Raw genomic sequence first — 13,568 nt, 5'->3', positions numbered from 1 at the left:
TTACCAAATTTTCCATTTCGCATTTCCTCTTGCCCACAAATCTTCCAATTCCACTCGGTCTCTTAATGCATCCATTGGCTTCCAAAACCCTCTGTGCTTGAAAGCTCCTAATTGGCCGTCATTAGCAATATCTATTAAAGGTTTTTTTTCCCATTGAACAACATCCATATCACCATCTAAATAGTTAAAAATACCTGGCTCCAAAACAAAAAATCCTCCATTAATCCACATACCGTCCCCTTCAGGCTTTTCGACAAAATGATTAACTATTCCATCCTCATTCATTTCAAGATTTCCAAATCGGCCAGGAGTTTGAACACTTGTTAAAGTAGCCAACTTGCCATGAGATTTATGGTATTCAACAAGTTTCTTTATATTTACATCTGCTACACCATCTCCATATGTCAGCATAAATGTCTCATCTCCAACATATTTTTGGATGCGCTTTATACGACCTGCTGTATTGGTATTAAGCCCTGTATCTACAAGGGTGACTTTAAATGACTCCGAATTAGAGAAGTGCACATCAACTTTATTTTTTTCCAATTCAATAGTTACATCCGAATTGTAAAGATAATAATTTAAGAAATATTCCTTAATCAGCTGTCCTTTATACCCCAAACAAATAATAAAGTCATGATAACCATAAGCTTCATAAATCTTCATAATATGCCAAAGAATGGGTTTCCCCCCTATTTCCACCATCGGCTTTGGTCGTGCTTCTGTTTCTTCCATCAACCGAGTTCCCAATCCGCCTGCTAATAAAACTACTTTCATTTTGCCTATTAAATTTTCACTAAAACATTGTTACTTGTGGGATGAGAACAGCATAATAGCGTCTGGTCCTCATTTAAATCTTTTCTTTCTTTTTCAATTCCTATCATCTTAACTGTGCCCTGTAAAACTTGTGCTTTACATGTATTACAGCTTCCTGTCTGACATGAATAAGGTAGTTCGATTCCAGCATCCAAAGCTGACTCTAAAATTGTCTGTCCTTTAACTACCTCCAGTGTAATGTCATTATTTTCGAATTGAACCTGAACATTTTGAGTATGTATGTCGATGAAGTCTTTAGGATCTTTAATAAGCTCGAAATCTTCAAACAAAATTACTTTTTTTGAAAAACCAAGTTCTAACAATGTTGATACCAATGTTTCTTTTAATCCCAATGGCCCACAAATTAGATGTAACAAACCTGTGCTATTTTGCCCCATCATAATATCCAAAACGAATTCTCTTGAAATTCGACCTGGTAACCAAAAGGGAAAATCTGGTTCAACCGTTATTTTTGTGTAGAAATAAATAACATTAAACCTGTCTCCATATTTCAATTTTAGCGATTGGATTAACTCTAGAAATATAGTTTGATCAAGATTTTTGTTCCCATAAATAAGATTTACCTTACGTTGATTATTTTGTGCAAGTGTCTCTTTGGCTATAGAAATCAACGGCGTAATTCCGCTGCCAACTCCCCATAAAAAAAGATTGCCGTGATCAATATTTTCAACACAAAAATCTCCCATTGGCTCTAGAACCTCAATCACATCACCGACATTAATTTTGTCGTGAATATGGTTCGAAACAATGCCATTATGAACACGTTTTATGGTTATGTCCAATGTAGAATCTACCGATGGTGACGATGAAAAAGAATAAGGTCGTAAATATCTTCTCCCATTAATCCTAAAGATTAATGTAAGATACTGTCCAGCTAAGTATTTGATTTTCTTCAAACCAGGCTGCTTAAATTTTAACGTAACAGTGTCACATGTTTCGGGTTTAACCTCAACTACCTTAAGAGTATAGGTCTTCATAATTAGGACATTATATTTTTAAAAAGTCGTCGAAACAAAAGAAAAAGTATACCTATAAAGAGAGACAAAATTACACCAATTACCATTGCTTTCATACGCCCTATTCGATCAATTTCAAGTGGCAAAATAGGTTCATCGACCACCTGGATTAAAGGTGACTCTTTCATCAAATTCATCTTTGCCATTTCCAAATTTTGCACTAATTGGGCCAAAATTGCCTTATTTGTCTCAGCAGAAAACTGCGAGCGTTGTGAAGGAATCAATCGTTGCGATTGCCTAGAAGGATTTAAATTAGGCGTTGCGTCTAATATGACTGCAGCAGCAGATATACTGCCATTCATCACAGCCCGAACAGAGTCAGTTTTATGCTGCAAAATAGCGATATTATCTAAAGACTTCTTTGTTTTTGTTTGTATGTAGAATTCATTTACTTGTGCAACTAGTGCTTCATTAAATTCCTTAGAAAATAGTTCATCTGTTGACTTTACATCTACTCTAATTATAGCAGATTTTTTATCATTCTTACCTACAATTAAATTATTTTTATTGATATCCTTCACTATTTGCTGCAGCACACTATCTTTTGCGCGGGAAAGTTCTGGAGAATTGTTGTGGGAAAAATCGATTTTTAACAGCTCTGGTTTAACTTTTTTCCACTGTTCCCTAGTCTTAGTCAGTTTAAGATAACGGTCTAATAGTAACAAAGACGAGTCATATTTTGATGGTAAAAGCAGCACAGACTCGATCATCTTTCTTGACCTATATAGTTCAAAAAGATTGTCGCCCTGAAAAATCCCCCCCCCAGACTGCCCTAGATCCACTCCCGCCAGCGCCGCTAGCCCGGCCATTTGACCCATTCTAGAGCCATTTGAATCACCTGTTTCCAACACAAAAGTGGTAGAGGCCTTAAAAATAGTTTTTTGTAAATGAGCATAAAAAAATCCCAACGCAGCTCCTATTAGGCTGACAATACCCAAAATCCATAGCTTCGAAAGAAAATATTTAAACCATATTTGTAAATTTAAGATAATATCTTTCAAACTGACTTTCTCTTTACGATCTAATTCACTCATATTTACTTAAATAAACTAATGATAATCGCCAAGGTAGAGGCAATACCGGTACCTATACCTATCCAAGCTTGTGAACTTAGCTTTTCTCTGGGAGCGCGCTTAGGAACAACAATTTCTGCTCCAGGCTTAACTTCTGGATAGCCTCCATCTTTTCCTTTTACCGCACCATTTGCATATTGAACAAAAACACGTTTTTTCAAAGCGTTATCAGTAAATCCTCCTGCCTGGTTTACATAGTATTTTAAGCTCTTGCCTTTGACATACACAACGTTGTTTGGATTCAAGACCTCACCAACAACTTTCACGGTCTCCAATTCTTTTGGTACTGTGATAATATCACCATCTAAAACCAGAAGGTCTCCCTTTTCATACGGCTTCTCTAAAATTTTATTTAATTCAATACCGACAAGGTCACTCGGCTCAATATCAGAAGCCGACATTCCTTGTTGCGACACCTTTGCCAAAGCGGCACTTTTTGCTTTGGAGCCATCGTTATTCTTTTCGGCGTCCTTGTCTAAACTTGAATCTTTCTGATTATCATCTTCATCCAATTTATCTTTTTCCAATTCTTTCTTCAGCCGCTCCTTCTCTTTTTTCTCTTCGGCTTTCAATTTAGACATACCGGTACGTTTGAGGGAAGCTCCTTCCGTATAAGCATACGGTGTAAGCCCTCCCGCACGTTTAATAATATCCGAAATACGTTCATCTTCGCGTGCAATCGTATAAAAACCTGGATATAGTACCTCACCTTCAATTTTGACCTGACGCTGTGTACGGAAACCGGCATCGCCCAAAATGGAGATAACATCGTAAGGTTGTAAGGTCATATTGGGATCTGTGAGAACACCATCTTTAATATCCACCAAAATTGTTTTCGAAGATCGATGGTCAGTAACATCAAGGTTCTGAATACGACGGGCAATTTCTACACGTGCATTTTTTGCAGCTTCGGTAAGCCCCCCTGCCTTTTGAATAACATCGCCTAAAGTTGCATTGCTCGCGAAGGGAAAATCCCCTGGAAAACGTACCTCGCCCTGAACAGTAAATTTATATTCATCTCTTAAATCGAAAATAGACGAAATCTCAATCTTATCCTCCCTTTTAAGGGGAATATCTGCCGCAGTGCCGGCTAGGATATCGCGTACATTGAAATTGATTAATTCGGAGGTATTATCTGCTTTCAAGCGATTGATCATTCCTCGTTCTAAGAAAGCATCTTCTCGTACGCCATCAGCCATTTCCAAAACCTGTTTTAGAGTCATACCCGGCTCTAAACCAAATATTCCTGGACGAAACACAGCCCCTAAAACACTGATACGATTAGCAAAACGTTCCAATATAGGTTCTACTATATACTGATCGCCACCTTTGGGTGTATAGTTTGCAAATTGATCTGCATAGATATCTTGTACACTGCGTTCGCGACCTGTTGTTTGAAGAACTTTAACTTTGGCACTATAGGCATTCTCCGTAAAGTCTCCAGCATAACGCAAGATATCCGATAGTGATTCGCCTACCACCGTTTCAAAAATTGCTGGACGCTTAACTTCTCCCTCAAACTGCACTCTGGCCCCGTATACGGGTATATGAATAATATCCTGGTCTTGTAGACGAATATTTCCTTGCTGTATACCATTCGCCAAGAAATCATATACATCAATCGTGCTTACCACACGATTACCACGAATCACCTGAATTTTACGATAAGTTCCGTTTTTATTCGGCCCGCCAGAGGCATATAATGCATTGAATACTGTCGCCAAGGAAGGCAAGCTGTAAGTTCCCGGCTTGGTAACGGCCCCTGTCAAGGTCACACGAATGGTGCGAATATTACCGATATTGACGCTCACTTGGGTTCTTCCCGAGCGTAACGCTGGATAAGTCCCGCTCAAACGTTGCTCAATCTTACTTTTTGCCGCAGCAATGGATAATCCTGCCACATTGATCTGACCCACATATTCCACTTTAATGGTTCCATCTGGACTTACTGGAAGCTGATAGGATGCTTCATTATCTCCTGTAATATCTAACAAGATTTCATCGTCTGGGCCAATAATATACGAACTTGGGGTGGCCATACGTAAATTTGGTTCAAAGGTAATCGCATTATTTCTAAAGAGATCGGAGCCAAATATTTTCAGTTTTCCTTCTTCATTTTCGACGGAATCACGTTTATTTAATTGTTTAGTTTGCAATGAATCCGTATTTGATGCTCCTCCAACCTGACGGCCATTACTGCGGCTATTAGCCGTGCTATTTGTTCTTCCTTTTAATTGTTCAGGCTGCTGCTTCTTGCGTTTAATGGTAGCCAAACGTTCCTTGAGTTTCTGAACCTCAACCGCAGATACGCCCTGCGCTCGGGCAAAACCATCCAGTTGACTTTCATCATAGCCCATTAATGCTGCCTGCTTCACATATTGCTCGATCTGAGCATCACTAAGATTATCAACTTTTATATTCGCAGGATTGGTTTGTGCATGTACTGTACCCACAAATCCTGCTATACATAACCATAATATTATTCTTTTCATTCGATACGTCGGCATTTTGCCGCAAAAATAGTAAAACTATTTAATTAAATGGTTCAAAAATTTACTCAACAGACTCCCTCTATCCCTTATTATATTCCCTTTGACCTTGTTGGTTGAAGAGTTAATCAAATTTTCATAACGTAGTTATAACAGCATTCGCTACTTGCTATTTTTAAATCAATACAATATTATTTAAGTAGACGATCACATTCTATCCCCGCCTCTATTTTGAGTGTATTTTAGGATATTTTCCATATTGTTCCCTATTTTATTCTTATCGTCAATAAAAACTTACAGAACAGGAATTAGTTCACTCAGGTAGAATCCTGAAAGTTTTATTAACTTCGTAAAGTTAAGCATAAATTAAATGAAAAGTCCAATCTTTAGCCTTTGGCTACCCATATGTGTAGTAATCTTGTTTTGTTGTTCTTGCAAGGACAGCACAAAAAGTAAGCAACAAAGCACTCCGGAACAGCAAAATGGAAAACCGGGGAGTACTGCAGACAGTACCTTATTCCATTTTTGGGATAAGTTTGACATGCTGGATACCGCTCAAGTTAAAAACCCGGAAAAAGGAGAACAACAGCTTGCTGATTTTATTCAACTGTTGTTACAAAGTCCTGATTCAGCTACAAGGGACAAAGCTATCGATCTCATGTTGGACAAAGCAAAAACCAATCGGACAAGTTTTGATTATTTCATTAAACAATACGAGCATTATCTATACGATGGCAATTCGCCTATGCGCAATGATATTGTCTACGAATCCGTATTACGTTATCTGATTAAAACAGATTTGCTTTCGGACCTTGAAAAAGAAGCCTATAGACCTACGTACAAATTGGTACTCCGAAATAAAGTAGGACAAACTGCAGAGGATTTCAGTTATGAATTGGCGAATGGCAAAAAACAAAAATTATCGGATACTAAAGCAAAATATACCTTCTTGATTTTTTACGATCCGGAGTGTTCACATTGCAAAGAAACCATCCATCAACTTCGTGATACGCCACAATTGGTACAGCTCTTTTCACAACTTCAGGTGCAGGTCCTCGCTATCGACCCATGGGGTGACCGCACGAAATGGAAAAACTACCAGTCACAACTGTCTGACCAATGGATCAACGGATTTGACAGCGAGAGTAAAATATTGTCTTTCAATTTATACGATCTCAAAGCTTCACCCACGATTTATCTCCTGGATGAAAATAAAAAGGTATTATTAAAAGACACCTATTTGCAGCAAGTAATTGCCTATTTTGTTAAAACCAATTCCTAACTGATGCCTGAAAACACAAACGAAAGCAAATCACGGGTTATTTCGAATGAAGACTATTTTGCCGAGGTACAACGTATCCTTCGAGAGGGCAAGGAAGTCCGCATCAGAATCAAAGGAAACAGTATGCTTCCATTTATCAAGAATGGAGACACTGTGCTTCTACGGGCTTATCAGGGTGAACGCTTAGCCTTAGGCTCCAATATACTTGCCAAAGACAAGAATAAATTTGTCTTCCATCGCTTTGTAGGCAAGAAAAGTGATCAATATATATTAGCGGGAGATGGGAATCTTGTACTTCGTGAATATGTGGGAGCAACAGACATCATCGCCATTGCCTATATGCATTATCCGCAAGCCGAGGGAAAGGCAATCAACATTGACCGCAGCTGGGCAAGATTACGAGGACTGGGCTGGTATCACATCCGGTTAATGCGTCGTATACTTACCAAATTAAAATTGATTAATTCCTACACAAATAGCTTAATCGAATAATTGACTTACTCCAATCGATAGCAAGATTCTCCAAGAAAATAAATAGCTCTCTTAAAACAGTCTGATAAAAAAGTCTTTATTCAAAACAAAGACTTACGAATAAAAGACCGTTCTCCTATTCAACCATTGAAATAAAAGGCCAAACTTTAAAAAAAATTAACATTAAACCGTAGCAGTTTAAATAGAATTAACGTTGAGTGAATAAAGATAAGTAAATATATGTATATTTGCACTGATTACGCTGGCTCGAATTATGAAGAACCTTTTAACAAGGATAAATATCCTTCAAATCAATAGATTTTTTGTGAAGTTAACAAAACCAGGACGACTTGTTTAAAAGATATTTACACCTATCTTAGCATTAACAACCTCGTTAATTAAGCCTTTAAAAGATTCATAATTTGCAGCAACAATGAATTATATTTATTTAACAATATAAATATTAGAGAGAAAGAGTTGAGGGTATTAAGATGAAAGTATTAGTTCTAGGAGGAGATAGCGGCTTTATAGGAAGTCATTTAAGTCAAAAGCTCAAGAGTCCATTTCAATGTGAATTTGTGTCCATGAGAAACCTCAGTTGGGTGAAGGATCATATTTCAGCCGACTGTATGATCAATTTAGTCGGTAAAGCACATGACTTTACAGGAAAGGCGACTGAAAATGATTTTTTTTATGCCAATTTTGAACTCGCAAAAAAAGCTTTTGACCTATTTATTTCCTCCCAAGCCAAGGTATTTATTCATATTAGTTCATTGGCAGCTATTGAAGAAGTTGAGTCTGCGAAAACCCTTGCTGAAAATGCCACTTATAACTCCGTTTCTCCCTATGGTAGATCGAAACAAGCTGCCGAAGAATGGCTAATGAGTCAACAGTTACCCACAGATAAGAAATTAATTATTTTACGTCCACCCATGGTGCATGGCGCGGGGGACAAAGGCAACTTGAAACAGTTATTCTCCATAGTCAGCAAAGGGATTCCCTATCCGTTGGTTCGTTTTAAGAATAAACGTTCCTTTCTTTCCATCGATAACTTTTGTTTCTATATCGAACAGATCCTTTTACAAAACGAAAAAATGAGTTCAGGAATCTACCATGTGTCCGACGATGAAACCTTATCTTCAAATGAAATTGTGAAAATCATGAAACAGGAAACAGGATTAAAAGTCCCTTGTTTTCCGCTGCCAAAGGGGATCATCTCCTTCCTATCTAAGCTAGGAGACCATACCGCATTCCCGCTAAATACATGGCGTTTAAAAAAATTGACAAGCACTCTTGTGGTTTCAAATAAAAAAATAAAGGTTGCTCTGCAGATAGAACGTTTGCCCAAAACAGCCAAGGAAGGTTTGCGTGATACCATACGTGCATTAAAGCAACAACATTAAACTATTTCTTTTATTATTTCATTATGGACTTATATATGTAAATGGCAAGCCTATAAGCCATTGTATAGCGTATGAAAAATTGTGTCTTAATACGATCAATAATGTTGTATTTAAGGCACAATTTATTTATGTTTGATAGGATAAGACAGTGATTAAATTGCACTCTTTAGTAAAAATATTGTTTCTAAAATAGCAGACTATTTGTGTTAATAGCTATTCATGCAATTAAAAACAGGCGACCTGTAAAAAAGCACATTAAGTTTAACTTGTTAAAAATATTTAAAAGCTTATGAAATTAAGATCGGATTTAGTTTTGAGAACAATCGGTTCAGATCATTTGATCGTGGACCCGAGCCAGGATATGGTTGATCTATCGACAGTTTATACGCTAAACAGTTCTGCAGCATGGTTGTGGGAACAGCTCAAAGGAAAAGAATTCACGAGTGACACGATTGTCGACTTACTTTGCGAAAACTATGACGTAGACATTGATCAGGCAAAATCTGATGCTGAAATTCTCCTTCAGGACTTCCAAAAACAGGGTTTGTTGGAAAAATGAAATGAACAACAATAGCTTGAAGCAACACCTGCGTTGGGCTTGGTCAATCACCCAGGGATACCGAAGCAAACTGTTCCTCTATTTCATACTGGAACTGATATGCATTGGCCTTTCCCTCGCTTTTGTGTTTTTATCCAAAAAAGCTGTTGACACCGCCACATCCCACGGAGATCTGCCATTGAAATGGCTGCTGATTGGTATCGTTGGAAGTATTGCCTTAAATGTCGGCATCAAGGGCTATTCGGGTCGTATGATGGAGCAGATCAAATTGAAGCTTACACTCCAGCTCCAACGGACGATGCTCGACGCACAGATGCTCTCCATATGGCAATTAGTCAAGAACTGGCATACGGGCGATATTCAGATCCGCATCCAGACGGACTGTGAGGAAGTCGCCAATACCATCGCCAATACATTCCTGTCTTTTATATTGACCACAATCCAGCTATTGGCATCGGTCGGTTTCCTCTGGTACATGGACCCGATGCTGGCGCTGATGATACTGGCCATCTCGCCCCTTTTTGTATTTTCAAAATTGTATTTCCGCAAGATGCGCAAGCTCAGCAAGGAAGTCAAGGAGGAAGAAAGCAATTTTTCAAAGGTACTGCAGGAAAATCTACGTTTTCGGCTGCTCATTCGGGCAATGGGCATCTTCCCCAAAAGAAGAGAGAAACTCTTAGCGAGCCAGCATCAACTGCTTTTGTTGAAAATACGCCAGCTCAACTTTTCCACCTATACGCAAGGCGCCATGAAAGTGGCCATGAACGCCGGTTATTTAGTTGCTTTTATCTGGGGGATCTATCGGTTGCAATCCGGTCAGATTTCATTTGGTACCATGACCGCTTTCCTGCAATTGGTAGCAAGAATACAATCACCCATCCTCGCACTGATTGCTTATATCCCCGGCTTTGTGCGTTTCCGGGTATCCGCAGACCGTCTACTTGAACTACAAGCTGGAGAAATCGAGCCACAAGTAACACAGCAACGTCTCCATGAGACACAGGAACTTCGTATCAATGATCTCTCCTTCCGCTATGAAGATAAATGGGTGTTACAAAATCTAAACCTTTCTTTAAAGGTGGGTGAGCCAACCGCTATCATCGGACCCAGCGGAAAAGGAAAGACAACTTTGATCCGTTTACTGCTGGCACTGCTAAAAGCTGAAAAAGGAGAAATTTCACTCATAGACAGGGATGGTGAAAGGCCGCTAACCGCCAGCCATCGGATCAACCTCGCTTATATTCCGCAGGGAAATTCGCTGTTCAGCGGTACCATTCGTGAGAATTTACTGCTTCACGTCAAAGAAGAAGGAACAATGGATATGCAAAAAGCGCTTTGGCTTGCTTGTGCAGAATTTGTATTTGACCTACCCGACGGCATCGATACTGTCGTCGGTGAATCTGGCATCGGCCTATCGGAAGGGCAGGCACAGCGCGTTGCGATTGCCCGCGCACTGATGCACGACGGTGACATATGGCTCTTCGATGAGGTTACTTCCGCATTGGATAAGACGACATCGGATACGTTAATTCAACGACTATTGGAACATGGAAAGCACAAAATCTGCTTGTTTGTAACTCATGACTTGCACCTGGCCGAAAAATGCCAGCAACGTATTTATCTCGACTAAGCATTATTGAGCAATATAGCGGATCAATAAGAGGCATATCGGCACAATAGACAAATGAAAAGAAGTAGCTGACAACAGCCATGAAATAAAAAGAAATGACCGGCAAATACTTAAGCCTGATTTTCGAACAAATTTTTAAAAGAAAAAACGGGCATCGCGCACCCACGACATAATTATTTAAACATGAATTTGACGACATCATCCGAATTATCCCAGACACGCTATCGCATCGCGGAATTAATACTGGAGTTTAATCATCCTGTAGATTATCCGCTAGCACAGCTCCTTCCTTCGTTTCGGGACTTCCAATGGCTAGATTCCAGCGACAAAACAGATATCAGCATCACGGTCGGTTTAGCAAAAGCACCGATACCTGAGGATATGGGCACACTTCGGACAGACGAATCTATTGCATGGGGAGATCGATTTCGCTTTTATGAAAAAGAAGATACCTTCATCACAACAATCAGCAACGAACAGGGCAACGGGCTTTGGTACCTCCAAAGCGACCGCAACTTTGAACATTCAACGCTGTATGTCCCTGCAAGCTCAGCAGATGAACAGGGCGGTGTTATTACCTGGATGGCCATGATGATCTTTGGGCAGGCGAGTCTTTTACACAATACAATCATGATCCATGCTTCTGTAGCGAACCACAACGGCAGAGGTGTCGCTTTCTTAGGCAAGAGCGGCACCGGTAAGAGCACACATAGTCGACTTTGGTTACAACATATTCCAAACACCTCTTTACTCAACGACGATAATCCAGCCATTCGAATAACTGATGAAGGTGTATTAATCTATGGAACACCATGGAGCGGAAAGACGCCTTGTTATAAAAATGAACTACTACCCTTACAGGGGTTTGTTCGCTTACAACAGGCACCAATGAATGAATTTGAATGGCAGAAAGGCTTAAAAGGATTTATTGCGGTATTGCCCAGCTGTACTTCTATCCGGTGGAACAAGGAATTATTTTCCAACATGAATACCATTTTGGAAAAAATCATCGCTCAGGTTCCTGTCGGCTACTTAAAATGCTTACCGGATGCTGCTGCGGCAGAACTATGCCATTCTTATCTTTTTTCGAACGAATAAAAGGGACCTGATTCGTACCTGCTTCGGACTTGCTTCGACCGCGGACAGACCTTGACCCAATATGCAACAGACCTTGACCAGATCCCGAACAGGAATTATCTGGTCAGGTACTGTACAAAGACTGTACAGCCTCTGTTCGCGCCCGAACGCTGTGCGAACAAGGTACGAACACAAGGCGAAACTAACGTTTCTTGATCATACCCCGGTCAGGTCGTATATTGACCTCCCCTTGGTTAAGCGTACGATACCCCTTCCGACTTATGGCATTGATAGAAGCTTTGGTGGTAATACCCGGTGCAGCATCGTTCAAGGCTGTCGCCAACATCGTTTCTTTCTTGTCACCCACATCAACAAATACATAATCTGTTATATTGCTTTTATCGGGAACCAAGCCATCCCAATAGTCTGAAAAATTCGCAGAATTCTTCAAAAGAAAGGAAACTGGCCAGAAAGATACCTTCTTTTGGACAACCTGCTCAAAGAAACCTACAGGTTTACCGTATGTACGTGTACCGGAGGCGATGATCTGCACCTGCAGATAGGGCTTGAGTACATTAATTATCATTTCCGCTGCCGATGCTGTACGGTCACTCACCAGAAAATAGACTTTACTCAAGTTCAAATTGCTCTTGCCTTCAAACTTTGTATCCTGAAACATCTTATTGATGCTCGGCGTCGCTTTGATATAATCGTTCACCTCATAGGTGAGCATCAGCTTTCCTTTGGTAATGGCTCCCCCAATTTTATCGGCGACATAAGCAGACGCATCTACATAACCGCCGCCATTGTAGCGTAAATCAACAATTAAACTTTTAATCTGCTGGGTCTGGAATTTTTCAAAAGCGGCATCGATCTTTTGTTGGTTGACATTATTATTTTCGATTTCTTCAAAAGACGATAGTGCAAGATAACCTACGTTGTTTCCATTATAGGTATAGACCGAATCTTTATAAATGGGATCAATGGTATAGCCATTGGCATAAGTAAGATCTTTGGTCGTTGTTGTGCCGTCTTGATGTTTCACTTGAAGTTTAAGCGTACCAGCGTCCAGGGCAGCATTCAGTTTATTCATCATTTTATCCCGGGCACTTGCATCATTAATCGTACAGCCAGTCGTCGTACAGGTGACGGCGATCGAATAATCGGAATCACCGTTGACTGCCGTAATAAAATCGGAACGCTTAAAACCCGCCTTTTGCGCCGGTGATCCACCTTCTACAAAATAGATAATGGGCTGTGCCGTTTTTTCGTCTTCTGTCCCCAATTGAACATAGATGCCATACCCGTCGTTCGTATCCATTTTAAGCCTGCTTGAAGCCGTTGTTCCTGTATTATAGCCATCTAGTCCCAGCATATAGGAAAATCGGTCAAAGACCCCGTTTGGATAAGCCGCATGTGCCGGTGTCAGCTTCTTCAGCGCATCGAGCACCATATCTGCTGAACCATATTTATCCGTGAATTGAGAAGGATCACTGGTATAATCAGGGATGGATTTGTCCCAAAGGGAATATAGCTTATAATACTTATAGATATCATCCTTAATCAACTGCGCTTCGGTACGCTCGACTGGTTCGGGCTCGGGGTCAGGTTTAGGGGTATCCTTTTTGCAAGAAAAGACAAAAAGTCCAGTCAGTGCTATGGTGGCCAAACGTCCTGTTTGTTTTAAAGGCTCTAAGTTCATAGTTGAAACATTTGTAAAACAAACATAAA

The 13,568-nt window shown here is 39.9% G+C and carries 11 protein-coding genes; 6 read left to right on the top strand and 5 right to left on the bottom strand.

Annotated features, from left to right (window positions below; all coding sequences use genetic code 11):
* From rfbF to AAH582_RS00655, 4 genes are read right to left on the bottom strand one after another with little or no spacing between them, the layout of a single operon-like run.
* Complete coding sequence (gene rfbF / locus AAH582_RS00670) at positions 1-777, bottom strand: glucose-1-phosphate cytidylyltransferase (protein ID WP_343320930.1); 777 nt, start codon at positions 775-777, stop codon at positions 1-3.
* A gap of 8 nt (positions 778-785) precedes the next feature.
* On the bottom strand, positions 786-1,814 hold the full coding sequence (locus AAH582_RS00665; RefSeq protein ID WP_343320929.1) for a flavin reductase family protein: 1,029 nt from the start codon (positions 1,812-1,814) through the stop codon (positions 786-788).
* Between the two features lie 2 nt (positions 1,815-1,816).
* Positions 1,817-2,887 (bottom strand): lipopolysaccharide biosynthesis protein, encoded by a 1,071-nt coding sequence (locus AAH582_RS00660; protein ID WP_343320928.1) that lies wholly within the window; start codon positions 2,885-2,887, stop codon positions 1,817-1,819.
* A 2-nt stretch (positions 2,888-2,889) separates the two neighbouring features.
* Positions 2,890-5,418, bottom strand: coding sequence for an SLBB domain-containing protein (locus tag AAH582_RS00655; protein WP_343320927.1), 2,529 nt, complete (start codon positions 5,416-5,418; stop codon positions 2,890-2,892).
* A gap of 367 nt (positions 5,419-5,785) precedes the next feature.
* Between AAH582_RS00655 and AAH582_RS00650 the strand changes: the two genes are divergently transcribed.
* The 6 genes from AAH582_RS00650 to AAH582_RS00625 all read left to right on the top strand — a co-directional run bounded on the left by AAH582_RS00650 (position 5,786) and on the right by AAH582_RS00625 (position 11,858).
* Positions 5,786-6,697, top strand: coding sequence for a DUF5106 domain-containing protein (locus AAH582_RS00650; protein ID WP_343320926.1), 912 nt, complete (start codon positions 5,786-5,788; stop codon positions 6,695-6,697).
* Positions 6,698-6,700: 3 nt separating this feature from the next.
* Complete coding sequence (locus tag AAH582_RS00645) at positions 6,701-7,189, top strand: S24/S26 family peptidase (RefSeq protein ID WP_343320925.1); 489 nt, start codon at positions 6,701-6,703, stop codon at positions 7,187-7,189.
* A gap of 470 nt (positions 7,190-7,659) precedes the next feature.
* Positions 7,660-8,571, top strand: coding sequence for an NAD-dependent epimerase/dehydratase family protein (locus AAH582_RS00640; protein WP_343320924.1), 912 nt, complete (start codon positions 7,660-7,662; stop codon positions 8,569-8,571).
* A 289-nt stretch (positions 8,572-8,860) separates the two neighbouring features.
* Positions 8,861-9,130, top strand: a complete 270-nt coding sequence (locus tag AAH582_RS00635) for a PqqD family protein (protein ID WP_046673779.1) — start codon at positions 8,861-8,863, stop codon at positions 9,128-9,130.
* Between the two features lies 1 nt (position 9,131).
* A complete protein-coding gene (locus tag AAH582_RS00630) occupies positions 9,132-10,760 on the top strand; it encodes an ABC transporter ATP-binding protein (protein WP_343320923.1) in 1,629 nt (542 codons plus the stop codon).
* Between the two features lie 183 nt (positions 10,761-10,943).
* Positions 10,944-11,858: a hypothetical protein gene (locus tag AAH582_RS00625; protein ID WP_343320922.1), complete on the top strand. Its 915-nt coding sequence runs from the start codon at positions 10,944-10,946 to the stop codon at positions 11,856-11,858.
* 181 nt (positions 11,859-12,039) lie between these two features.
* On the opposite strand, the gene AAH582_RS00620 is transcribed toward AAH582_RS00625, so the two are convergent.
* A complete protein-coding gene (locus tag AAH582_RS00620) occupies positions 12,040-13,539 on the bottom strand; it encodes a S41 family peptidase (RefSeq protein ID WP_343320921.1) in 1,500 nt (499 codons plus the stop codon).
* Positions 13,540-13,568: the final 29 nt, after the last annotated feature.

It is taken from the genome of Sphingobacterium multivorum (assembly GCF_039511225.1).
Taxonomy (GTDB): Bacteria; Bacteroidota; Bacteroidia; order Sphingobacteriales; family Sphingobacteriaceae; genus Sphingobacterium.
Note: the sequence above shows the minus strand (reverse complement) of the source record. Positions and strands in the feature narration are given on the sequence as shown.

What these genes read in the sequence shown, in the direction of transcription:
- rfbF (WP_343320930.1), bottom strand. Translation starts at nt 777, where the DNA reads ATGAAAGTAGTTTTATTAGCAGGCGGATTGGGAACTCGGTTGATGGAA.
- AAH582_RS00665 (WP_343320929.1), bottom strand. Translation starts at nt 1,814, where the DNA reads ATGAAGACCTATACTCTTAAGGTAGTTGAGGTTAAACCCGAAACATGT.
- AAH582_RS00660 (WP_343320928.1), bottom strand. Translation starts at nt 2,887, where the DNA reads ATGAGTGAATTAGATCGTAAAGAGAAAGTCAGTTTGAAAGATATTATC.
- AAH582_RS00655 (WP_343320927.1), bottom strand. Translation starts at nt 5,418, where the DNA reads ATGAAAAGAATAATATTATGGTTATGTATAGCAGGATTTGTGGGTACA.
- AAH582_RS00650 (WP_343320926.1), top strand. Translation starts at nt 5,786, where the DNA reads ATGAAAAGTCCAATCTTTAGCCTTTGGCTACCCATATGTGTAGTAATC.
- AAH582_RS00645 (WP_343320925.1), top strand. Translation starts at nt 6,701, where the DNA reads ATGCCTGAAAACACAAACGAAAGCAAATCACGGGTTATTTCGAATGAA.
- AAH582_RS00640 (WP_343320924.1), top strand. Translation starts at nt 7,660, where the DNA reads ATGAAAGTATTAGTTCTAGGAGGAGATAGCGGCTTTATAGGAAGTCAT.
- AAH582_RS00635 (WP_046673779.1), top strand. Translation starts at nt 8,861, where the DNA reads ATGAAATTAAGATCGGATTTAGTTTTGAGAACAATCGGTTCAGATCAT.
- AAH582_RS00630 (WP_343320923.1), top strand. Translation starts at nt 9,132, where the DNA reads ATGAACAACAATAGCTTGAAGCAACACCTGCGTTGGGCTTGGTCAATC.
- AAH582_RS00625 (WP_343320922.1), top strand. Translation starts at nt 10,944, where the DNA reads ATGAATTTGACGACATCATCCGAATTATCCCAGACACGCTATCGCATC.
- AAH582_RS00620 (WP_343320921.1), bottom strand. Translation starts at nt 13,539, where the DNA reads ATGAACTTAGAGCCTTTAAAACAAACAGGACGTTTGGCCACCATAGCA.